This is a genomic window from Brevibacillus sp. HB2.2 (assembly GCF_013284275.1).
Lineage (GTDB): Bacteria > Bacillota > Bacilli > Brevibacillales > Brevibacillaceae > Brevibacillus > Brevibacillus brevis_D.
Genome location: NZ_JABSUV010000024.1, coordinates 40837 through 64274, shown reverse-complemented (window position 1 = coordinate 64274; position 23438 = coordinate 40837). Strand labels below are relative to the sequence as shown.

Here is a 23438-nt window from a genome sequence, read left to right as displayed (position 1 = left end):
CACCCCCTATCTGATTTTGGTAGAGCGGTACCGTTGGGCGATTTCCGCTGCAACATCCACGATCATGTCTTCTTGTCCGCCCACGACCTTTCGTCGTCCCAGCTCGATCAAAATGTCTCGGGAGTCGATGCCGAATTTCCTCGCTGCACGCTCGGCATGAAGCCGGAAGCTGGAATAGACACCCGCGTATCCGAGAACCAGGGCGTCTCTGGTAATCTCCTGTGGTACTTGAAGAATCGGCGACACGATTTCCTCTGCTAGGTCCATCATTTTGTACAGATCGACGCTTGTCTGAATGCCCATACGATCCAATACAGCAAGAAGAACCTCGGTTTGTGTATTGCCCGCACCTGCACCCAAGCATCGAACACTGCCGTCAATCCAGGTAGCACCCTCTTGAATGGCAACGAGCGTATTGGCCATGGCTAAAGACAAATTGTTGTGTGCGTGGAAGCCAACGGGAACATGCAGACATTGCTTCAATGCTCGGACTCGTTCCCCTGCTTGATCAGGTAGCAGAGCGCCAGCTGAATCGACAATGTACACGACATCGGCTCCATAGCTTTGCATGAGTCCAGCTTGCTCCGCCAGTTTTTCCGGAGCAGCCATATGCGCCATCATCAAAAAGCCAGCTGTCGTCAAGCCAAGCTCTTTCGCCTGATAAATATGCTGAGCGGAGACGTCCGCTTCGGTCGCATGTGTGGCGATTCGTGCCATGCCTACCCCCAGCGCTGCAGCCGTCTTCAAATCTTTGATCGTGCCGATTCCCGGCAGCAGGAGCACGCCCACTTTCGCTTGTTTACAAACGGAAACGGCAGCCTCGATGAGCTCCAGTTCAGGGGTCCTGGATAGCCCATACTGCAGGGACGATCCGGCCAATCCATCTCCATGGGAGACTTCGATGTACGGTACGTTCGCTTCATCTAATGCACGGGCCACCTCGACTACTTGCTCCACGGTAAACTGGTGATTGATCGCATGGCTTCCATCTCGAAGCGCAACCTCAGTGATCACAATATCACGAGTCATTTGCGGTCCCTCCTTTCATTCATGGCTATAGCTACATACTCGTGCCGATGCCGACAACATGCTTGGCAAACTCCTCTGCTACCTTCACCGCTGTCGCCGTCATGATATCCAGATTGCCTGAATAAGTAGGGAGGTAGTCACCCGCGCCCTCCACTTCCAAAAAAACGGTGATTTTGTTTTCATCAAAGATCGGTTCTGAGCGTAGGCGGTAACCAGGAACGTATGATTGAATATAGGTAACGGTCTGGTGAATAGCCTTCACGATCGCCTGTCGGTTTGCCCCTTCCTCCACAACGGCATAGACCGTAGCTCTCATCAGGATCGGTGGCTCCGCCGGATTCAGGATGATGATCGCCTTGCCTTTCTTCGCTCCGCCGATCGCTTCGATACCATGTGCGGTCGTCTCCGTAAATTCATCGATGTTGGAACGTGTGCCAGGCCCCGCGCTTTTACTGGAAATAGTGGCCACGATCTCTGCGTAGCTGACCGGACTCACACTCCCTACCGCATGAACGATCGGAATCGTAGCCTGGCCGCCGCATGTGATCAGATTGATGTTCGTTTCATTCAAATGCGCACCGAGATTCACAGATGGTACTACGTAGGGCCCCACAGCAGCAGGCGTCAGATCGATGGCGAACTTTCCTGCCTCCCGGAGCGCCTTGGCATGCAGAATATGTGCTTTGGCTGACGTAGCGTCAAAGACGATATCCGCAAGTTCCGCACTGCTTTCCAAAAATGGTTGTAATCCGCCGTCAAATACGTAGTATCCAGCTGCCTTAGCTCTACGCAGACCATCCGAATCAGGATCGATTCCAATCATGGACGTCAGTTCAAGAATTGGCGATCTTCCCAGCTTGATCATCAGGTCTGTCCCGATGTTACCCGACCCCAGAATGGCTACTTTTACTTTCCTCATACAGGCACTCCTTTCCTATTTTTTACTTGCCAAACCTGACTCCTACGGAACCAAGTCCAGCAATCCGTGTATGAAATACATCGCCAGGCTTAGCTTCAACCGCAGCCGATAACGCACCGGACAAAATGATTTCTCCTGCTTTAAGTGTAATACCTAATTCGTGCAGCTTGTTCGCTAACCACGCCACGCAGGATGCCGGATTGCCCAATGCGGCGGCACCCACACCGGTATTGACCAGCTCCTGATTTTTATAAAACGCCATCCCTACCAGAGGAAGATCCAGATCTTGCGGTTTCACGGGATGTCCACCCAGCACGTAGAAGCCCGACGATGCATTGTCCGCAATGGTGTCTTCGAGTTTGATTTGCCAGTTGGCTATACGGCTGTCCACGATTTCCAAGGCGGGAACTACATATTCTGTTGCCATCAAGGCGTCAAAGATGGTTACATGTGGTCCTTCCAGATCGCGCTTCAGCAGGAAGGCGATTTCTGCTTCTACCTTTGGCGAAAGGACATGCTCGAAAGGCAATTCTCCGTTGTTTTCCACGATCATGTCGTCCAATAGATGTCCATAGTCTGGCTGTTCCACGCCAAGAAGTGTCTGCATGGCACGAGAGGTCAGACCGACTTTCTTCCCTGTAATCCTCGCGCCTGCTGTCACTTTTCGCTCAATCGTCTTCAATTGAACGTGATATGCCTCTATTTCGGTGATTTTTGGATCCAGTAAAGTGAGTGGCGCGACTCCCACGCCTTCACGACTCGCCGCTGCTAAATGATCGGCGAATCGCGTGATTTTTTCTATGTCCACACGGCTCCCTCCCTGTTTTGTTCTTCTTGCTATAATTTCATGGTGACGGCTTTTACCTCGGAGTAGAATTCGAAGCTGTGACGCCCACCTTCACGGCCAATCCCGCTGTCCTTGGCACCGCCAAACGGAGTTCGCAAATCCCGCACATACCAGCAATTGATCCATAAAAGACCTGACTGTACTCGATCAGCTACGCGATGCGCGCGCCGCAGGTCGTTGGTCCAAACCACACCTGCCAGGCCGTAAGCTGAATCATTGGCGATCCGAATAGCGTCCTCTTCTGTTCGAAATGGAATGATTACGATAACCGGACCGAAAATCTCTTCCTGCGCCACCCTCATTTTGTTGTCTACATCATAAAGAACGGTTGGCTCAAGGAAATTGCCGTCACCCAGCGCGCTGAGCCGTTTTCCGCCGTGACCGAGCTTGGCTCCTTCTTCCAGTCCGATCTGGATGTAGTGCTCCACCGTCTCCAAGTGACTGCGGGAAACCAACGCTCCCATATCTGTGTCTGGTTCCAGGGGATTTCCCACCTTGATTCTTTGAACAGCCGCCACAAATCTGTCCAGAAACTCATCATATATGCTTTGTTGCACCAACAAACGCGAACCTGCCAGACAAATCTCACCCTGGTTGCGGAATATCGCCTCGACCGACCCTTTTACTGCTTCATCAAGATCGGCATCCTCAAATACGATATTGGCTGATTTGCCTCCTAATTCGAGCGATACTGGAATCAGATGCGAAGCGGCATTCCTCATAACGGTCTTGCCGGTGCTAGATTCTCCCACAAAAGAGATCCGGCGTACATGGGGATGCGTCGTCATCGCTGTCCCGACAGTCCCGCCCGGACCAGTGAGGATGTTGAGCACGCCAGGAGGCAGACCTGCTTCATTGGCAATTTCTCCGAGCATCACCGCCGAGAGAGGCGTGTACGAGGCTGGCTTTACAACGACGGTATTTCCTGCCGCTAAAGCCGCCGATGCTTTCCAGGTCATCTGCATGAAGGGCAAATTCCATGGAATGATCAGACTTGTCACACCTGCCGGAGCATATTTGGCGTAGGACATAAAATGGCGCATTTCATAATGCTCATGGACCATGTATTTGGCCATTTCGGCAAAAAATCGCAAATTTGCCGCCGCCCTCGGAATATCGAAACCCCGACTTTCTTTGATTGGTTTGCCGACATCGAGCGTTTCCACCAAAGCGAGTTCGTCCACACGCTCCATCACTAGGTCAGCCATTTTGCAGAGAATCTTGGCGCGCTCATCTACAGGCATTTCACTCCAAACGCTTAACTCAAACGTACGCTGCGCCACGTCGATCGCTCTTTTTACATCCGTTTCACTTGCATTAGCCACAGAAGCCAGCTTGAGATTTGTCGCTGGGTTGATCGTATCGAAGGTTTCACCGGAAACAGCGTCCACGTAATCGCCGTCTATGAATAGCTTGGCGTCTTTTCGTACATAGTTTTCCTTGGCGGTCTGACTCATGGGAATCCTCCTAATTCTCGATTTCCAAGATCATCTCTACTTCTACGGCGTTATTTAGCGGGAGCTGGGCCATTCCTACAGCGGACCGCCCATGCCTGCCTTTGTCTCCGAATAGCTCCACCAACAAATCGGATGCCCCATTCATGACTGTAGGCTGATCGATGAAAGCTGGATCGCTGTTAACGAATCCGAGAATTTTGACCACTCGTTTGACTCTCCCCAGCTCCCCCAGCTCATGCTTGGCAACAGCCAGCAGATTGAGCATGCACTGCCTGGCAGCTAGGTAGCCCTCCTCTATCGTGACATCCTGTCCCAGCTTCCCTCGATACTCGTTTGTCCCTTGGCCTGCCAGAAAGAGGAGATTGCCCGCTTGGACACAACCGACATAATTACCGGCCGACTGTCTCGGTTCGGGCAGAGCAAGGCCCATAGCCTGTAGGCGTTGCTCCGGCGTTTCAGTCTGATGCTTCACAGTCCATTCATCTCCTTTATGTTCAGGAAGCGAAGCGCGTTTTCACCCAGCAACGCCCGTTTCTGTCCGTCCGTCAGCTCCAACGTATGATCGATGACTTCCCCGGGAGGTGTTTCACGAAGAAGGAAGGGATAATCCGATCCCATCATGATTTTATCTTCGCCAAAGCGCTTCATCATGTAATGGATGTTCAGTGGGTCGTACGTCAAGGAATCAAAGAAGAATTGTTTCGCGTACACACTAGGGGGTTGTTCGGTCAGACGCAGATGCGGCCATACCTTCCAGCCTTGGTCCAGCCTGGGTAAAATATAAGGAAAAGAGCCACCGCCATGGGCAAAGCAGATTTTCAAGCCCGGAAACCTCTCGATCACGCCTCCCAGGATAAGACTTGCTGCGGCAAGCGCTGTCTCACTTGGCATCCCGACGGTGTACATCAGGTTGTGCCGCGGCATCCGTTCTCTCCCCAGTGTCTCCCATGGATGTACGAAGAGCGGTACATCCCATGTCTGACACCTTTCAAAAAAAGGAATCAGTCCCGGGTCGTCCAGATTGTTGCCATTTACGTTGGTACTGATTTCAATCCCTCTCAGGCCGAGCTCGTGCATGCAGCGATCCATTTCCCGAATGGCTGCCTCGGTGTCTTGCAAGGGAACAGTACCCAATCCGATGAAATGCTTCGGATGCTGGTTGACCGTCTCTGCGATAAAATCGTTTTGAATCCGCGCCATTACTTCCGCTTCGGCTGCCTTGGCCCAATAGGAAAACGTGACGGGAATGGGTGACAACACCTGCCTATCCACGCCTTCCTGCTGCATGTCATGAATCCGTTTTTGGGGATCCCACACTTGATCCGTCACTTCACGAAAGACTTTGCCTCCGACCATGATAGTTGCCCCGCATGTGCAAGTCCGGTGCAGAACTGGCCAGCGCTCTCCATGAAAGCGCTCAGCCAGGTTGGGAAGATCCTCTGGAATAATGTGGGTATGGAAGTCTACTCGCATTTCCACTCACTCGCTTCCGGAGACATGATGTGCCCGCATTTTTGGCATGTCCGCAGCTCCAGATTGCTGTTGAAGCCTTCAATGGCTTCTTTTACCTGCACCTCTATGTTGGTCAGTTGAATCCGTACGCGATGCATTTCGTGGTCGCAGTTTTCACAGAACCAAGCAAAGTCCTCCAGTTCTCCCTCGTTTCTGTTGCGCTCAATCACGAGTCCGATCGTATCCGCAATCCGGTGTGGGGAATGCGGGACATTCGCAGGAAGAAGGAACATTTCGCCTTCTTTTACTGTGATGATCTCACGCTTTCCATCCTGATTGATGATCTCGACAAAGCAATCGCCCTTGAGCTGGTAAAAGACTTCTTCGGATGGATCAATGTGAAAATCCCGCCGTTTATTCGGTCCTCCCACTACCATGACCATTAGTTCTGCATCTTTCCAAATCACTTTGTTATTCACTGGTGGCTTGAGCTGATCGTTGTGATCCTCGATAAACTTCCACAAATGGATAGGTGCCAATGTACGCATGCTCTATTCCCTCCCTGTTTTTATTTGTTTAAAGAACCTGCTTCGTCTGCGATGCCGTTTTGGTAGCAAAAACGCTGAGCGCATCATCCACCATCGTGCATGCATGAGACTTCTTGTAGTTGTTGTAAAAAATCGCCAATTTCCGCACCGGATCACCCGTATAGTACCGTTCATATTGCAACAAACGCTGTCCGAAGGCTTCCCCGCACAGGTCCCAAGCGAGCTTAAACAGGCGAACCCGATCTGTACCAGAGATACCCTTTCGTCCCGCATAAAACTTTTCCATATCCTCCGCCAATTCGGAATGCTCCATGTCAGAGTCAGTCGGGGACATGAGAAATCCGCCTGCTCCAATAATCTGGATGACTTCGATCGCCCGTGGGTACAGCTTCGGAAGCAGTCCGCGAATGGTTTCGAGCTGTACGTAACCCGGCATGAGCTCACCAGAGGGCAAGGTCTCGTAGTCCAACTCGGCTGTCCTCAGGAGCGCTCTAACCGATTCCAACGATTGCGCCAGTTCTCCGAGATGGTTTTGGACATTCGGATAGACGTCTACCCCGATGGAGTCTGCCAACCGCATGGCAACTTCTGTGGCAAATTGGAGTTTCAACAGTCCTCTCACCCCTGTTTGGTGCGCCGGCTGCTGACCAATCCCTGTCTTTGGATAAAGCAGGTTGGCCGCTTCTACATTGTTGTAAAGGAATAAGCGATCCCAAGGTACGAGTACGTCATGAAAGACAAGAAGAGCATCCATTTCTTCGAAGCGTGATGCCAAAGGATGGTCATAAACGGAACGAATTCCATCCTGCATGGGCTCTCTACAAATGATGCGCAAGCCTGGCGTGTCAATCGGAATGGCAAATGCCAAGGCGTAACGCTCATCTCCAGGCTGGAACCCAGGGAACGAGTAAATGATGACTTCATCCGTGATCGGCGCCAGTGTCGCGAGCATTTTCGCTCCTTTGACAATCAGCCCTTCCGGCGTCTCTTCTACTGCCCCCAAATGGGTGTAGGCATCGTTTTGTTCGTGCGAGGACTTGCTGCGGTCATTTTGCGGATTAATAATGGCATGCGTTAAAAAAAGGTCTTGGTCGCGCACATACTTGTAATAATTTTTCACATTTTCCGCCCATTGCGGGTTGTACCTTTCCAAGAAAGACGCATTGCTGTAAAGCGACGTCAAGACGACATTGAGAAAATCGGGCGTTCTTCCCATCAAGCCAAAAGTGGCTTCCGCATAGGTTTCGTACAAGACTCGTTTCGCCTGCAATTCCTCAGGGGTCTTTGCAACGAGAAAAGCGTTGTTCACTCGCTCACCGGTCTCCTGACAAATATGCGTAATCTTGTCCTGGTACCTCTCGTCATGCTGCATGTCATACAATTTGGCTATTTCCTGAATCGGCTGTCGAAAAACAGCTTCCTCACATACGTTTGTCACCAATCTGCCTTGCAGCCAAATCTCCGGTTGCCGTGATCCTAAGCCCCGGATGTATTGGTCACCTGTACGGATTCCCACCCAAATTCCTCCCTGTAGATTTTTGCTGGTAGAGCCGTTTTTGTTCTTAAACCGCATTATAATGTCTGTCTTTTCTGAAAAATGTAACCCACTTAACATCACGGCAGAAAAATGTAAAATACTGCTCACCTGATTCATGAGTAACTGAGGATGTGTAAACGAATTAACATCATTTCTGTTTTTCTTTCGAATGCACGTCATTTTCACGTTGAAAGATTGGTAAGGAGCTTTTTATTTTCATATAATCAAGAGGGATAAGTTCAGAAAATTGAGACTTAATATTGGTTGATGGGAAGAGCCTGATCATTGATGAGGAAAGGAGCGGTGATGATGGTATCCTCTTTTGAAACGGATTTAAAATGGGAAACCCTTTTAGAATACGGCACCCGCCAATTTGTGAAAGGAAAAACAGCTATTTATAAGCAAGAGACGATTGGAGAAGGCTTTTATTATCTTCATAAGGGACTAGTGAAGATTGTGACCTCTACCTTCAAGGGGAAAGATCGTCTGGTGAACATCGTTGTCCCTGGTCAAATCATGGGACTCCAAACGCTGGATCAACAACCTCATTTCACCACGGCTATCGCTGTCAAGAATGCAGTCGTCTACCATTTCTCCTGTTTGCAATTCCTCGAAATGCTGAAGGCACGCCCCGAACTCTTGTCTCTTTTCACGCAGACAATCAATCAAAAAATGCGGATTCTCCTAGCCGCCATCAACATGAAGGCGCTGACTTCCGAAGAGCAAATCGCTCGTCTCCTCCTCAACATTTGCGAAGACTTTAAAAACCACGAGGTTCCCCTCACTCAACAAGAGCTGGCTGAATGTGCTGGCCTCACCCGTATTACTGTCTACAAAATCCTGAAGGCATGGAAGGAACAGGGCATCATTGAAATCAAAAACCGATCCTTTGTCGTTAAACGCCCAGATATGCTAAAGCCTCCACAATTCAAGACACACACCGCTCGCACAGTGTAAGCAAAAGCAAATCAATGTGAAAGGTGGTCACAATGGCCTGTCTTCGCTATCAGTGGACTCCGTACCTCATGTATGGCAAGAAGATCGAAATGGGAAAACACACAACGATCTACCATCAAGGCGATGTGGGGACTGGATTTTATTATCTAGACAAAGGGAGCGTAAAGATCACTCTTTTATCTGAGAACGGGCATGAGCGGTCTATCGATTACATTCCCACAGGTGGGTTGTTTGGGGAGCACGGCGCTTACAACGGCTCATACCTGACATCAGCCATAACGACCTCTCCTTCCGTCATTCACTTTTTCTCTGACGACGACTTATCGCGCATATGTCAAGACCACCCACAGTCGGCCTTGATCTTCACCCATTCACAAATCGATAAGCTCCGTCTCCTGGCTGAAATCATCGCGTTTACTGACAGTCCAATTGAGCTTGCGATGGCGAATTATCTGCTCAAGCTGGTAGCTGTGCACGGAAGTAATCATATCCCTATTGATCAGATGTCTTTTGCACGCTATATTGATACGTCTCGCATGACAGTGAACAAGACTTTGCAGAAATGGCGCCAGCAAGGCTTGATTGAGCTTTCTGGACGTAGTGTCATCCGAGTAGTGAATATCGAGGGATTGCGTCGGGTTTATTCTCGCATCCAATGTAAATAGGGCGAAGCCTACTCAGGCTCGCCCCATCTGCATTCCATATAACCTTTGAAACTCTTGGTACAGCCCTGCTCGGTTCTGCTTAGAGCAGGTGCATCTTTGCTTCTACCTCGTCCCACGGCACCGAGTAGCCTGCCCCCCTGGCGCAAAAGATCGAAGAGGATGTATAAACAGGATCTGCGTCCTTTTCATAGTTTTTCCTTTCAATCACTTCCTCCGCGTTATGGCAGCGATCGTATCCGCCAAATACACAGCGGATGCTACCGCGTCCATGCGTAAAAGAAGCGAATTCGGTGCTGTAATTCATGAATGTAGCTACGGGCACCCTTCCTGTAATGACCGCATGCGTGTCCGACATCTGCGGTGGTTCGAACGAACCGGAGGCGCGCTGAACATCCGACAATACCCTCCCCATCTCGTTCATTCCCACCTTTATTTTGAAGTCATAATAAGGTTCTAACAGCATATTCTCGGCTTTCTCCAACCCCTGACGCAGCGCGCGGAAGGTTGCCTCACGGAAGTCACCCCCATGCGTATGTTCGTTATGCGCACGACCCCTTAGGAACGTAATTTTCATGTCGGTGACCGGCATGCCTGTCAATAGCCCATGATGCTCCCGTTCGTAGAGATGAGACTGAACCAGATTCTGATAGTTAAAACTCAGTTCATCAGGATGACATACACTAGTGAAGTGGATCCCGCTGCCTCGCTCTCCCGGTTCAAGCAGGAGGTGCACTTCCGCGTAATGCCTGAGTGGCTCGAAATGTCCATATCCTGTTACAGCAGACTTTATCGTTTCTTTATACAAGATTTCCGGTTGACCGAAAGAGACATCGAAACCGAAGCGTTCCTTCACCACCTGCTCCAGCACTTCTAATTGGATCAGACCCATGACGCGAATGTGAATCTCTTGCAAACTCTCTTCCCAAACCACATTCAAAGACGGGTCCTCCGCATTCAGAATGCGAAACGCACCTAGTACTTGCTGCACGTGAAGCGAACCATCAAACTGTACTTTCGACTGTAGCGTCGGCTCGGTCTCATAAGCAAAATTGTCTAAGTAGAGCCCCACCCCTTGACCAGCTTTGGCATCGGACAAGCCGACGACCGCGAACAAATCGCCAGCAGTTACTTGTTCAACCGAGTGTGATTTCCTACCCGTAAACAATAAGATTTGTGTAATCTTCTCTTCGTATCGAAGTCCACCGCTCTCATAGCTGAGCAGCTCCCGTACCTTCAGGTTGCCACTCAGCGCTTTGACGAATGTTAGTCTCAATCCGTTTGCTGCGTATTGAATTTTATAAATGCGCCCCCCGAATGGAGCTGTCTCGTCATAGGACGCGGTCGTTAACAAGGATAGTTGATTCAGGAATTCTAAAACGCCATCATCTTGTAGTGCCGAGCCGTAAGCGCAGGGAAAAAGACGTCCTTCCCGTATCATCTCCTGCAAGGCCCCCAGCCAAAAAGCCTGATCCTCTCTTTCCTCTATGAACGCTTCTAGCAATGAGTCGTTCCGCTCCGTCATCATCTCTCGCAGCCCCTCAGCGACGATACCGTTGGCGAAGCTATCCTTGATGGAACAGACATCCCCTGTCAACTGACTGCGTATCTCCTCTTCCGTCCTGCTGGCATCCGCGCCGATCCGATCTGTTTTATTGATAAAGAAAAATGTCGGTATCCGATGTTTGCGCAACAACTGCCAAACTGTCTCGGTATGACCCTGAACACCTTCTACCGCACTAACAATCACGATAGCGTAATCCATTACCCCGATCGCCCGCTCCATCTCAGAAGAAAAATCGACGTGTCCTGGTGTGTCGATCAAATAATAAACGTCGCCCTGATGGTGCATAACCGCCTGATCGGCGAACACGGTAATGCCTCTTTTCCTCTCGATATCGTGGCTATCCAAAAAGGCATCTTGATGATCCACCCGGCCCCGCGACCGGATGCTGTTCGTATGGTATAGCAACTGTTCGGCGAAAGTAGTCTTGCCCGCATCCACATGGGCAAACAAGCCGATCGTTAGACGCTTCATGTTATCCCTCTTCCATAGCTACTCGACTGCATTTTTCTTTTCTCATTAAAACATAAGAATGGAGCAGAAGAATAGTTTCGCACATTTTCATTTCCTGCAGGCTCGTATCAGTTGCCAAGCTTCCCCCATTTGCATCCTCTATACCATGCAGAGAGAAGCGAGGTGATAAATATGACTGACGTAGTAGTGATCCTTTTCAGACGTACCGTAGTGCATGGCGTACGGAGGCGAATTATTCGCGACGTTAGCATCATTGGAAGTGCCGCACCATGCAACCGATTTTTAATGATTGGTAGACGTGTGGGTCCAGCTGCACGTTGTCTTTTGAATAACGGGTTCCAACGTGTGTTATCAAGAGATAATGTCTTGGTGTTTATCCGTGTAAGATAAGTGGGTCCGTATGAAAACGGTAGCGAATAGGGTTACCGTTTTCGATGCGTCCGGCTCCCTCCCCTTTTGGGCAAGTTCAGCTTACTGTGTCCAAATTCCCCACTCATTCGCATCCCATGCCAACGGATTTGTCATCGTGTTTTTACTGTTTTGTAAAAATAAAGTGTTAGACTGGCGGCAAGTTATTTAACTAATGGGCAGTTATTTTTCAATAGCTCTTGTTTTTATGCTTTAGACAATGGTAAAATATAACAGGAACATTAGTTCGTGTTTTGTGTATATTCCTACAGATTGGGGGAATAGGCGTGGTTGAAATACTTCCATTATGGCAAGAAGCAAATCGTAACTTTATTGTGATAAGCAACTTCGCCATCCATCAGCATGTTCAAGCTGCTCCCATTTGTTTCGTTAAGGAGTCGACGCGTACATGATCCAATTGACGAACCGCCAAGCACGGCAATTTCTGTTAATGAAACACGGGCTGTTGGGCGAATATCAATTTACCGGAAAGCAGGGCGTAATGGATTTTGTGCGGCAGGTCGGCTGTATTCAATTTGATCCCATCGATGTTTGCGGAAAAAACGCCGAACTGGTTCTGCAGTCGCGAATTAAAGGATTTACCAAGAATATGCTCGACGAGTTGCTGTATCAAGATAGATTCCTGATCGATTATCCCGACAAGAATTTGGCTATTATCCCTGTCGAGGACTGGCCGTATTTTGAGCGATACAGGCAAGCCGCCCGACAACATGCCAAGCGCTATCCCGAAATGGAGGGCTTGACAGCGCAAGTACGGACTCATATCCAAAGTCACGGTACGCTAAGTTCGGATGAACTGAAATTGGATGGAGATTTCACTTGGCAATCGGCCATCCACTGGAGCAGCGGAAACAATACATCGCGATCGGTGCTAGAACAGATGTACTCGACAGGCGAGTTGATTATCCATCATAAAAAAGGAACGCGTAAATACTACGATATTGCCGAGAAGTACATACCGCCAAACCTGCTGAATGCGTCGGAGCCGCTGGAGGACGAGCTTGAGCATCACAAGTGGCGGGTACTGCGTCGAATCGGCGCTGTTGGCCTTTTATGGAATCGCGCATCCGATGCCTGGCTAAATATATGGGGATTGAAATCGGAGCAGCGCAACGAGGTTTTCCGCCAACTGTTACACGAAGATCGCATTGTTGCTGTTACCGTAGAACAAATGAAGGATATGCTATACTGTCGCACGGAGGATTTGCCGCTTATTGAAGCCGTCCTGCAAAATCCAGCGCCGAAATTACGCTGCGAGCTGATTGCTCCGCTAGACAATTTGATATGGGACAGAAAGTTGATCAACAAATTGTTTGGCTTCGATTATACTTGGGAGATTTACACGCCTGCAATCAAACGGAAATTCGGCTATTATGTGCTACCTCTATTGTATGGAGAGAGCTTCATCGGACGAGCCGAGGTAATCGTAGAACGAAAAGCCGGGACGCTCGTTGTTAAAAACATCTGGTACGAGAACGACATAAAGCCAACAAAGCAATTGCGAACAGCTTTGAACAATTGTTTTCAAAATTTTGCATTATTCAACGGATGCGAGACGATTTCGACAACGTTAATTTGAATAACAAGCAAAACACCAGCGGTAGTCTAAGACTTTATTTCCAAGGTCTTAAACTACCGCTTTTTCTTTTTATAGATCAGTCTAAAACATTATTTTCACCAGACATTTACTTCATCACTTCGTCAAACACAGATTCTATTTGATCCACGTCTTTCGACACCGCGAATAAAATAAACGGCCCACTCGTCTTCAAAACATGCTTTTCGATGAGAAAATACTCCTCTGGACGATAGTCTTTCAATTTGATTGTTTGGGCCTCGATCCGTTGTTGTATTTTCTCTATTACATGTTCGGTATCACTCGCATCTTTGACTTTGATAACAGCCAGTTCATCCGCTTTTACATTGGATGAAGCCGTGTACAGAATGAAATCCTCCACTTTGTCTGCCTCGAGCTGATACAACTTTTGCAGTTTCGTCAGATCCCCCTGCTTCATATTCTTTAAGCTTACCGTTTGTTGAATTCTTTCTCCCACTTCGGCGGCCGAAAGTTCTTCGGAAGTCCCGCCGTCACTGGAGCATCCGGTCAACATTCCCATTCCGATTGCAAACATAAGTAGTCCAAACAAAAATCGCTTCATTCCATTCACTCCATGATGTTCTGAATAGAGGTGTCTTCAAAAAACGTTTTGACATTGTAAAGGAATAGCATGTCGTGAAACTGCCGATCTTGGATGAGCTTTGCTACGGATTCCTCATAATATCGAAGGTCTACGACATCAATCTCCGCGAAGTGTTCAGCCAAAAAGGGAATCAGGCTATTGGCGTACGAATCTTTCACTACTAGCAGCTTCTTCCCGTCCGGATGGTCCGTTGTGATTCGTACCAGTGCATGGTTGCCGTTCAGGAATACGGTATACTTATCCTTTTTGGACAGATTATCCATCTGGTACAAGGAATCCGCAGTACGTCCTTCGTCCATGTACTCCACCTTCTTTTTGCTTTCCTCCTTCGGCAGATAGAGATCGATACGATCGGGCTGTAGATGACGAAAGCCGCTTTTCGAATAGAGTGATCCGTAGAATGCATCCGTCACCTGCCGAATGTTGAACGCAGCTTCGTCTTTTGGAACAATCCCCATCTGCTTGCACAACATCCGATAGGCATAATAAGCGCCCTTGCTTGTCCAATGATGATCTGTTTTATAAAAAAGGGCATCTTCGCGTCCGGCATACATCGCGGGATAGACATCAACGAAGCGAATATCAGATGGAAGCGATTGCCGAACTCGATTGAGCGCAGCATGCTCGTCACCCATTGGCGCGTAGGCAGGGAGTTTATCCTGAAGCAACGCGGCGGTTGGTACCAGCATGATGTACTTGCGAAGGTCAGGCGCTGTCTGGTGAATCGACTGAATGGCCTGAACTCTGTCTTTCACCTCGGCATCCAGCGGCGATGAGAAATGCTGAATCAGGTATCCATCCTTGCCCAGATAAACGCCGTTGCTGTCCTTTTTGCCCATAACACGATCTGCATCCGTTTTTAGCCCGATCCAAACGTCCCGGAAAGCAAATTGATCGGTGATATAAGCCTCGTAATCAGAAGTGAACTTCCCCGCCAGCAGTGATCGTAGTGAAAATGGCGGCTTCTTTTCTAGCACCCTGTTTTCCGACTCCGAGAACGCCTGATCAGGAGTCAGTATGTTCAAAACAGCCACCACGAGGATAAACAGCAAGAACAACAAGCCCGTCACGGCTCGTGTCCATTTGTCATAGCTGGTCAAGGCCTCTCCCTCCTCTCAAAACCGAAAATATAAGAATGGATTGTAATCCTCAAAGACTAAATAAGCGGACGACAAAACCAAGCTAATGATAGAAAATGCTAGAGCAGCGATCATGCCTACCGAATTCCATCGTGTTATCATTTGCTCCCATACTTTCCCTGGTAGCGGTGTCGCGCACAAGGCCAACAGAACGAGCAATCCCCCATACGTCGTCAGTTCGTAGAGTGCCTGGCGATCCACCCATTCGTGCGCTCCGAAACCAAACATTGCACGGATGAACATCCACGCGGAAGGTAAATGTTCGAATTCAAAAAAGACCCACCCGACGACGACAATCAGCAGCGTGTAGAGATGTCCTGCCCAGTTGGGCCAATGCTTCAGCCATTTCAGCAAAAACAGCTTCTCAAACACAATGAAACAGCCGAAGTACAAGCCCCATACGATAAAGTTCCAGCTCGCCCCATGCCACAGTCCAGTTAAGAACCATACGATCAAGAGGTTACGGAACTGCTTGCCCAAGCCAAACCGGTTGCCTCCGAGCGGGATATAGACATACTCTCGGAACCAGGAACCGAGGGAAATATGCCATCTGCGCCAAAATTCTGTGACGCTTCGTGATATATACGGATGCTTGAAGTTTTCTGGGAATTCAAAACCGAACATTTTGCCGAGCCCGCGCGCCATATCCGAATACCCGCTGAAATCAAAATAAATTTGAAACGTAAACGCCAAAATGCCGAGCCACGCGGAAAGGACCGTCAATTCCTCCATCGGCGTCGACTTCACGTTGGTCCATAAGAGTCCGATATTGTTGGCGAGCAGTACTTTTTTGGCCAATCCCCGGATGAACCATTCCGCTCCTTCGCCGAACCTCTCCAGCGTCATTTTACGAAAGACCAGCTGCTCCGCAATATCTCCGTATTTGACGATCGGACCTGCGACCAGTTGAGGAAACATCGTGACGTAAGTGCCGAAAGCGACGAAATTTCGTTGTGCCGGTACTTTACCAAGGTATACATCCACTACATAGGACATCGTTTGGAATGTATAAAAGGAAATACCGACGGGTAGTGGCAGATCAGCCACCTGTGTATGCAGACCGAATAGATCATTTACATTCGAAACGACAAACCCGGCATATTTGAAGAAACCGAGAATCGCCAAACTACCGCAGATGGAAATGAGCAACACTGCTCTGGCGATCGGCTTGCGGTGTCTGTACTTGTCGATCACAAGCCCGTTGATATAATCAAATACCGTTGTAAAAATCATGAGGATGATATATACCGGTTCGCCCCATGCATAAAAGATGAGGCTCGCTGCGAACAGAACAGCATTTCTCAGCTTATTGGGCGACAAATAATAAACGAGCAGCACGGCGGGCAAAAATTGAAACAGAAAAATCAGACTGCTGAATACCAACGTTCGTTTCCTCCCGCGCCGTTATTTTGCGCTCTCCATACGCGCGAGCTCATCTTTTACGTAATCGAGCAGGATCGGATAAAACTTGGCTTGGAAATGAATGCCGTCCTCATCGTACATATCAGGATGATCGGCGACAATTGACGACACATCGATGTATCCGACTTTTACCTTGCTTGCCAGCTCTTTCAATCCCTTATTGTAGTCGCCGATATTTTGATAGCGGGGCTCCGCTTTTTCTGCCTTGGCCGTAACCGGTGTAACGGATAATATCGTGATGGACGCCTCAGGAAGCCTTTCCTTGATGCGCTCGATCAATTGAGCGTAGTACGATAACGAATATTCCTTGGGGTGGTCGGTCGGCCATAAAATGTCGTCCGAACCCAGTTGGATAAAAATATGCTCAGGCTTTCGCTTGACTAATTCGTCCACATCTTTATCTTTCAGCGCGAATTCAGCCGTTTTCCCTGCACCTGCCAGCACGTTCTCCTCTTTCAACACATCATGGTAAGACAATCCCTCCGTAATCGAATCTCCGAGAAAAACGCTTGTTTGAAACAGTGATGCATATGAGGTTTGCTCCGGAGTGGAGATGTCACCAGCTTGTCTGGTAATCTCGGAAGCGGGTGGTTGTGGTTGTCCATTGGTGCCACATGCCGCAACCGTTAAGGCGACCATGGCGAACAGTGTAATACCCATCAGTTTCTTTTGCACGTTCATCTTTCCCCTTTCTTTTTGAACAAGGTAAAGAGTAATCGTCGGATATCAAGATCAGATGCAGATCAGTTGCAGATTGGGTAGAAATGCAATAAAAAAAGTGCAGAGCCGAAGTTCTACACTTTCGTTTTCTTCAATTCAAAATAGAACAAGACGCCTTCGTCCGTATTCATTGCCCCATAGTCCGCCCCGTGTAGTTCTAGTATCTGCTTGGAGATCGCCAGGCCCAAACCGGTTCCCCCGGTCGTACGGTTGCGGGAATGCTCAACGCGGTAGAAGCGATCCCATATTTTCTCCAGCTGCTCGGCAGGAATCTGGACGCCTTTGTTTTCGATGCAAATCTTTACGGTATCCTCCCCTTCAACCGTCGAGATGACAATATCCTCTTGTTCCGGGGTGTAGCGTATGGCGTTTATCAGGAAATTCACGATCACCTGCTCGATTCGATGCTGATTGGCGATGACTTCAACTGGGACTAAACGGTGATGCAACTGTAACTGCTTGCCGGCGAGATCCGGTGCCAACTTTACGCAGATTTTCTCCAGTAGCACATCAATCCGGAACGAATCCATCTGCATTCTATACGTACCGGATTCATATTTTGCCAATTCCAGCATATCGGTAACCAGCAGGTTCATCTTCTGCACTTCATCTTCCATCGCAGCAAAATAGTAGTCACGCTTCGGGCTGTCCGCCTTATCCTTCAAAATGTACAGGCAGCTTTCCATGATGCTGAGCGGAGTTTTCAGCTCATGCGACACGCCCGCTATAAATTCTTTACGCGTTTGCTCCAACCGCTTTTCTTTCTCAATATCCTGCTCCAGCCGAACAATATGAGCATGCAGCATATCCGAAAGCCGATTAATATTCCGTGACAGGCTCCCGATCTCATCCTCTGTCTTGATCGGAATTTTTTCAGAGAAGTCCAGCTTGGCCATTTTTTGCGTCATGTCATTCATGCGGAGCAAAGGACCTGCTATTCTGCGGGAGTAATAGAAGGAGGCGAGCAGAACGAGCAGCAAGGTACCCGCAATAATGTAACCGTAATAACTTCGCATGATCTCCGCTGCTTCGTTTACCGGCTGCAACGATGTCATGGCAAACAGATAGGCGGGTTTCCCTGTTTGATCGGTCACGCGCTCAACGAATATTTTGTAATCGATATTGTTCTCTTGGTAGTCCGTTATGGTGCTTGTTTGCTCCACAACATCTCCGTATAGAAGATCCGCTTGAAAAGCTTTCACCCGTTCAAGAAATAAGCGGTTCATATAGCGGGATACATCCGCGCCTTGCGGTTTTCGGACCTGTGTGATGGTTCCACGAAACAAAACGCTGGGATACCGCTCATGGTATTCGGTACCACTCTTGAATTTTGGGACAACCTCATACTCTTTTTTGACGAGTTGCTGATTCTCTAGTTGATCTTCCTCTCTGAGATTGGAGACACTCCTCCCGATCCGTTGCGCAAACCAATGATTATCGAACATAATCCCTTCCATGGCAATCTGTTGTCCGACTTTCACATAAGGATCGAGGAAGGGGGTATCGGTGCTTATATCCTCCACATCCATGACCGTATACAACGGAACGACAAGCGACTTGCCAGAAAGAGCAGGGATGATGTCTGAGTCCTCCAGACGGACCTCCATCTGGAAATCGTCCGTGTATTTTAACTGGCCTCTATCATCCAGTCGAGCGAACCAGGCATTCGTCTTTTGATAAAACTCCTGTTCCTTCCTGACTTCATCCTGGGAAGCCCCGTCATGAGTCAACTCGTTTTGCCGATAGGATTGAAGGGCTTCCTTCACCTTCTCTACCTTTTGGTGCACATAATACTGCTCGAAAAATACGGTTTGTCCGATAAAAATGCTCGCGATCACAGACAGGCATAATCCCGTCGTGAGCAGAAACAGCTTGCGTACAATGCTTGTTCTCATGGTCGCTCCTCGAATTTATAACCGGAACGAACAACCGTGACGATATGCTTCGCATGATCTCCCAGCTTGGAACGCAAATTCCGAACATGGCTGCTGAGCGTACGATCCTCGCCGATAAAGTCGTAACCCCAGATTTTTATAATGAGCTGTTCTCTAGAGAGGATAATGCCTTTGTTTTTCATCAAGTAGGCCAAAATTTCGTATTCCGTGTGCGTCAGGCTATAATTCTTACCCTCAATCGAGACGGTTCGGGACGGCAAATGAATCGTAATCCCCCCACCGGACAACATATCCCCCGGTTCGTGCATTTGTCGGTTTTCCAGCAACCGTTTGGAGCGTGCCAGCAGGATGGGAGGACTGCACGGTTTCACCACATAATCGTCCGCCCCGAGCTCGAACCCAAGCAACGTGTCATCCTCATCCGAACGAGCTGTTAACATCAGAATGGGGACGTTGGAAACTTTGCGAATGCGTCTGCATACTGACCACCCGTCCAATTCTGGCAGCATAACGTCCAGAATGATCAAATGCACTTCATGCTCTTGAAATAACGTCAGAGCCTGACTCCCGTCCCCCGCTTCCAGCACTTCGTATCCCTCGTCCATCAAGTATTCCTTCATAATCTCTCGCAAAACCTGCTGGTCTTCCACAATCAGTATCGTTTTCGCCATGCTAATGACCTCTCGCCCTCTATCTCTCCAAAAGATATTTTTTAGAATGGTATCATGACTTTGCGGTCGTCACAATATGGCTCAGCTTCAAATCGACATTCGAGATACCTTCACCTTCCATTACGGGCGCACAACAAAAGCCAAATCTTGTCGTCTAACAAGATTTGGCTCGTCTCTACTATTATTCTGCTAACAACATTCTTTCTTGCCCCATGAACTGGAGAGTCTTCCTCATCGCTTATTTTTCAATTTTGTAATAGCGATCCCCGGTCTTCGGATTGAAGTATACACGACGTTTTTCCTGCGTTACCGGATCAATCGTCACTTCATTCGTCGGCTCAAATCCAGGCGGGACGATTTCGCCGTGGTCTTGGTGCAGTCGCTTGTCCTTGATTTTCGAGATGATTAGCAAAATGATGAGAAGCAAGACCTGAAAAACGATGTAGGAAATGATATAAATCATTCATTTACACCTTTTCAATGACAACTGCTGTACCGTATGCGACAACTTCCCCCATATTTCCCATATTTCCAGAGTCGTAACGACACATGACCACAGCGTTAGCTCCCATGGCAGTTGCGTTTTTTATCATGCGGTCAAGTGCCTGCTTGCGCGCGTCCTCCAGGAGCACCGTGTACTCCTTGATTTCTCCACCAACGACTGAACGAAGACCAGCCATGATGTCTCCGCCAATTCCGCGTGCTCGAACGATTAAGCCGAATGTTGTTCCTTTCACTTCAACGACACGATATCCTGGAATGTTTTCTGTTGTTACAACGATCATTTGCTTCTCCTACTTTCTATCGTTTTATTTTTCAAGATCACATGTAGTACGATGTCAGCGCTAAAATGACTGATGATCGCAGCTTCTAAACCGTATTGCCAATATAGGAAGCCAAACAAGATGCCCAAGATACCGTTTAGCAACAACGTCCATACAGTGACCAAGTTCCCTTTTCCGTACGTCATGTAATTCGTTGGAAGATGGGATACCGCGAAAACAATGGCGGCCACACAGATGCCCAGCCAATAGGAACTTCCCAGCCATCCCATCTTCTGTGCCAAAAAGACGACAACCGTCATAACCCCTAGACGCATGAGCACTTCTTCGCAAACCCCTCCGTAAAAAGATGAGAGAAAGCCGAAGAATCTTGATGAAATCAGTTCTTTACCCATTATTGTGGTCATGTGTTGTTGAAAGAAAGAACGGTCCAACCATTTTACCAAGAGGCCTACCGTGATACCTGAACCAATCGATACAGTCCAAAACGACCAGATGGAAAAAGGCAGCTCCGCTCTGGACACCCAGTGATCGAGAATCCAGAGTCGAAGACCAGTGGAAGGCATGAGCCATAAACCTATCGCAGTCGCCAGAGCCAAAAATACACAACTCTGAATGATCATAATCGCAACCATGACAGAAACAGGCGGGACTTTGTTAGTAGAATAGATGGCGGCTTGTAGCTGTACTTGTTGGCGAATCACGTTGGATTGAATAGGTATCGTGCATAGAGCGCACAGTACACTAACCAACCAGATCAGCCAAAAATGTTCCATTTCTACGCCTCCTCTTTAGATTTCTGATCGCTCTAAAAAGTACCAGCCCATAAAGAAAAACACGATGTTGAGTGTAAAGACACCTGCGAGGCCCGGTAACCCTGTGATGAAAGCTTGGGCCAGCGTTGAGTTTTCTTGAATCACCATCATCGCCGCATTTGACAATCCACCTGGTGACACCATATCCAAAAATTTACCCAGAAATTGTGGAACAGTGAAGATCAGGATATTGAATACCAGCGAGGCTCCACCGGCACCAACAGCATTGCTAAAAAAGCTGGAGGCGCACAGCGTTGTTGTGACGACAAGGAATAGATTCGGTATGTACATCAACGTACCGATCCATACATGGGTCCAATCTAGTTTTCCGAAAAGGATCTCCGTATAGTAGGCAGTTATCCCCATCCCGATTAGCATGCTTGCCATTGTTAACGTATAGTAGGTAATGGCTTTGGCGAGATAGTATTTAGCTCTACTGATGGGTTTGACGAATACCATGGATGCTACCCCAGAGGCTTTCTCTCCGGCAATGGACCCCATGACGATAAGGATTAACACAAACGTGCCGAGTGAGCTGAATTTGCTAATCGCCGTCGAGAGTACTTCCGGCGCAGACGGGGTTGGAATTTTGATGACGGCCCCTTCTGGCAGTCCAGTGGAATTGGCCAAAATATCAGGGAGCATTTTCATCGTAATCGGTTGTGTAATCATTAAGGCAATAAACACAATCGGAATGATGAGAATCTTGTAGGTTTTGACCAATTCATTAAATTCTTTTCTGATCATTGGGTGGGAAGTCATCAGTTATTCACAACCTTTAGGAAAATATCTTCGAGGGTCGATGCGGACAAGCGATAATACGCCAGTGTCCCGCCAGTTTCCAAAAGAATGTGCGGCAGGAGTGCCTTGGCTTTTTCCATGTCATTGATGAGAACTTTGTAAATACCGCCGTCTAGGTTCCATTCCCTGATCCAGGTTAGCCCATTCAATACATCGGTTAAATCTATGTCTTGTTGATCAAGCTTGAATTCAATCAGTGGCTCCACATGGTTTGCTCGCAGCTGATCCAAACTGGACGACAGCACCACCGTACCGTCCTTGATGATCACGATTTGGTCGGCGATTCTTTCGATGTCATCCAAAATGTGGGTCGACATGAAGACAGTCATATGTTGTTTCAACTTTTCTATCAACAATAAGACGTCATATCTGCCCATTGGGTCGAGCGCCGAAACAGGCTCGTCCAAAACGAGTAGCTTGGGGTTGTGGATGAGCGCCTGGGCAATACCCAGACGCTGCTTCATCCCCCCGCTGTAACCGCTTATTGGGCGGTTCCTCGCCTCATTGATTCCGCATAACTCCAAAAGTTCATCCGTCCGCTGCGCAATTGTGCGCTTGTCCAATCCATAAAGTTTGCCCACCCAATGCATCCACTCTGTCGCTGTCATGTAGTTGTAAAAGGCAGGGATTTGTGGGCAATACCCTACTTCACTTGTGACTTTATTGCGGTCAGTCACGACGTCGTAGCCTACTACTTTCACTTTTCCTCCGGTCGGTGCAGCCAATCCGGTTAGGATGCGAATGGTCGTCGTTTTCCCGGCACCATTCCCCCCAAGAAAACCGACACAACCGATGCCATCGACGGAAAAGGTTACGTTCTTTAACGCTTTATGCTCTTTATATTCCTTTGTGAGGCCTTCACATTCGATAACTCGCAAAGAAGGTCAACCCTTTCCTCGGTTCTCTTGAGCTAGTCTTTTCTGCCTACAAAGAAATACACGATCGGACCCAAGGTGTTTATAAAGATAATGCCGAGAGCCCATGGCCATTTTTTTCCACCTGCAACGCGGTATGCTTCACGTCGAGCCAAGTCGATTAATGCAATAACTGCTAGGATCAATTGAATAGCAATGATAGGTGCAAGTAGCTGAATGTCAAATGGCATGGATAAAACCTC

24 protein-coding genes are annotated in these 23438 nt (G+C 48.5%); 3 read left to right on the top strand and 21 right to left on the bottom strand.

The features are described 5' to 3' along the window. Positions 1 to 6: 6 nt before the first annotated feature. From dmpG to HP401_RS17975, 8 genes are read right to left on the bottom strand one after another with little or no spacing between them, the layout of a single operon-like run. Positions 7 to 1029: a 4-hydroxy-2-oxovalerate aldolase gene (gene dmpG / locus HP401_RS18010; RefSeq protein ID WP_173605978.1), complete on the bottom strand. Its 1023-nt coding sequence runs from the start codon at positions 1027 to 1029 to the stop codon at positions 7 to 9. Positions 1030 to 1060: 31 nt separating this feature from the next. Then, positions 1061 to 1948, bottom strand: a complete 888-nt coding sequence (locus HP401_RS18005) for an acetaldehyde dehydrogenase (acetylating) (RefSeq protein ID WP_173605977.1) — start codon at positions 1946 to 1948, stop codon at positions 1061 to 1063. Positions 1949 to 1970: 22 nt separating this feature from the next. Further along, the gene (locus HP401_RS18000; RefSeq protein WP_173605976.1) at positions 1971 to 2756 is read right to left on the bottom strand and encodes a 2-keto-4-pentenoate hydratase; all 786 of its coding nucleotides are present in this window, start codon (positions 2754 to 2756) and stop codon (positions 1971 to 1973) included. Between the two features lie 29 nt (positions 2757 to 2785). After that, positions 2786 to 4252: an aldehyde dehydrogenase gene (locus tag HP401_RS17995; protein ID WP_173605975.1), complete on the bottom strand. Its 1467-nt coding sequence runs from the start codon at positions 4250 to 4252 to the stop codon at positions 2786 to 2788. A 10-nt stretch (positions 4253 to 4262) separates the two neighbouring features. Further along, positions 4263 to 4724, bottom strand: coding sequence for a RidA family protein (locus HP401_RS17990; RefSeq protein WP_173605974.1), 462 nt, complete (start codon positions 4722 to 4724; stop codon positions 4263 to 4265). Beyond that, positions 4721 to 5725, bottom strand: a complete 1005-nt coding sequence (locus HP401_RS17985; protein WP_173606012.1) for an amidohydrolase family protein — start codon at positions 5723 to 5725, stop codon at positions 4721 to 4723. The genes HP401_RS17990 and HP401_RS17985 overlap by 4 nt, the downstream gene beginning before the upstream one ends. Next, positions 5716 to 6252 (bottom strand): 3-hydroxyanthranilate 3,4-dioxygenase, encoded by a 537-nt coding sequence (locus HP401_RS17980; protein ID WP_173605973.1) that lies wholly within the window; start codon positions 6250 to 6252, stop codon positions 5716 to 5718. Before HP401_RS17980 ends, HP401_RS17985 begins: the two co-directional genes overlap by 10 nt. Before the next feature lie 28 nt (positions 6253 to 6280). Beyond that, on the bottom strand, positions 6281 to 7768 hold the full coding sequence (locus HP401_RS17975) for a 4-hydroxyphenylacetate 3-hydroxylase family protein (RefSeq protein ID WP_173605972.1): 1488 nt from the start codon (positions 7766 to 7768) through the stop codon (positions 6281 to 6283). Positions 7769 to 8098: 330 nt separating this feature from the next. Here HP401_RS17975 and HP401_RS17970 point away from each other — a divergent pair, with 330 nt between their 5' ends. Both HP401_RS17970 and HP401_RS17965 read left to right on the top strand, forming a co-directional pair. Continuing rightward, positions 8099 to 8746, top strand: a complete 648-nt coding sequence (locus HP401_RS17970) for a Crp/Fnr family transcriptional regulator (RefSeq protein ID WP_173606011.1) — start codon at positions 8099 to 8101, stop codon at positions 8744 to 8746. Between the two features lie 32 nt (positions 8747 to 8778). Then, positions 8779 to 9411 (top strand): Crp/Fnr family transcriptional regulator, encoded by a 633-nt coding sequence (locus tag HP401_RS17965; RefSeq protein WP_173605971.1) that lies wholly within the window; start codon positions 8779 to 8781, stop codon positions 9409 to 9411. 79 nt (positions 9412 to 9490) lie between these two features. Here HP401_RS17965 and HP401_RS17960 read toward each other — a convergent pair whose 3' ends face one another. Continuing rightward, positions 9491 to 11446: a GTP-binding protein gene (locus HP401_RS17960; RefSeq protein ID WP_173605970.1), complete on the bottom strand. Its 1956-nt coding sequence runs from the start codon at positions 11444 to 11446 to the stop codon at positions 9491 to 9493. A gap of 817 nt (positions 11447 to 12263) precedes the next feature. Here HP401_RS17960 and HP401_RS17955 point away from each other — a divergent pair. Next, a complete protein-coding gene (locus HP401_RS17955) occupies positions 12264 to 13454 on the top strand; it encodes a winged helix-turn-helix domain-containing protein (protein WP_173605969.1) in 1191 nt (396 codons plus the stop codon). Between the two features lie 106 nt (positions 13455 to 13560). On the opposite strand, the gene HP401_RS17950 is transcribed toward HP401_RS17955, so the two are convergent. The 12 genes from HP401_RS17950 to HP401_RS17895 form a co-directional block, all read right to left on the bottom strand. Further along, complete coding sequence (locus tag HP401_RS17950; RefSeq protein WP_173605968.1) at positions 13561 to 14034, bottom strand: DUF4358 domain-containing protein; 474 nt, start codon at positions 14032 to 14034, stop codon at positions 13561 to 13563. Between the two features lie 5 nt (positions 14035 to 14039). Then, positions 14040 to 15176, bottom strand: a complete 1137-nt coding sequence (locus HP401_RS17945) for a DHHW family protein (protein WP_173605967.1) — start codon at positions 15174 to 15176, stop codon at positions 14040 to 14042. Between the two features lie 15 nt (positions 15177 to 15191). Next, complete coding sequence (locus tag HP401_RS17940; RefSeq protein WP_173605966.1) at positions 15192 to 16598, bottom strand: MBOAT family O-acyltransferase; 1407 nt, start codon at positions 16596 to 16598, stop codon at positions 15192 to 15194. A 21-nt stretch (positions 16599 to 16619) separates the two neighbouring features. Continuing rightward, positions 16620 to 17318: a GDSL-type esterase/lipase family protein gene (locus HP401_RS17935; protein WP_173605965.1), complete on the bottom strand. Its 699-nt coding sequence runs from the start codon at positions 17316 to 17318 to the stop codon at positions 16620 to 16622. A 113-nt stretch (positions 17319 to 17431) separates the two neighbouring features. Continuing rightward, positions 17432 to 19252, bottom strand: a complete 1821-nt coding sequence (locus tag HP401_RS17930) for a sensor histidine kinase (RefSeq protein ID WP_173605964.1) — start codon at positions 19250 to 19252, stop codon at positions 17432 to 17434. After that, positions 19249 to 19923: a response regulator transcription factor gene (locus HP401_RS17925; RefSeq protein ID WP_015891255.1), complete on the bottom strand. Its 675-nt coding sequence runs from the start codon at positions 19921 to 19923 to the stop codon at positions 19249 to 19251. The genes HP401_RS17930 and HP401_RS17925 overlap by 4 nt, the downstream gene beginning before the upstream one ends. A gap of 238 nt (positions 19924 to 20161) precedes the next feature. Beyond that, positions 20162 to 20386, bottom strand: coding sequence for a hypothetical protein (locus HP401_RS17920; protein WP_173605963.1), 225 nt, complete (start codon positions 20384 to 20386; stop codon positions 20162 to 20164). Positions 20387 to 20390: 4 nt separating this feature from the next. Continuing rightward, positions 20391 to 20708 carry a heavy metal-binding domain-containing protein gene (locus HP401_RS17915; RefSeq protein ID WP_015891250.1) on the bottom strand — a complete coding sequence of 106 codons (318 nt, stop codon included), beginning with the start codon at positions 20706 to 20708 and terminating at the stop codon, positions 20391 to 20393. Then, positions 20705 to 21481 carry a CPBP family glutamic-type intramembrane protease gene (locus HP401_RS17910; protein WP_173605962.1) on the bottom strand — a complete coding sequence of 259 codons (777 nt, stop codon included), beginning with the start codon at positions 21479 to 21481 and terminating at the stop codon, positions 20705 to 20707. The genes HP401_RS17915 and HP401_RS17910 overlap by 4 nt, the downstream gene beginning before the upstream one ends. Positions 21482 to 21496: 15 nt before the next feature. After that, positions 21497 to 22282 carry an ABC transporter permease gene (locus HP401_RS17905; protein WP_015891248.1) on the bottom strand — a complete coding sequence of 262 codons (786 nt, stop codon included), beginning with the start codon at positions 22280 to 22282 and terminating at the stop codon, positions 21497 to 21499. Beyond that, complete coding sequence (locus HP401_RS17900; protein ID WP_173605961.1) at positions 22282 to 23199, bottom strand: ABC transporter ATP-binding protein; 918 nt, start codon at positions 23197 to 23199, stop codon at positions 22282 to 22284. Before HP401_RS17900 ends, HP401_RS17905 begins: the two co-directional genes overlap by 1 nt. A 32-nt stretch (positions 23200 to 23231) precedes the next feature. Then, entirely contained in the window at positions 23232 to 23426 is a 195-nt protein-coding gene (locus HP401_RS17895; RefSeq protein WP_007729128.1) for a PLD nuclease N-terminal domain-containing protein, read from the bottom strand. Between the last annotated feature and the right edge of the window lie 12 nt (positions 23427 to 23438).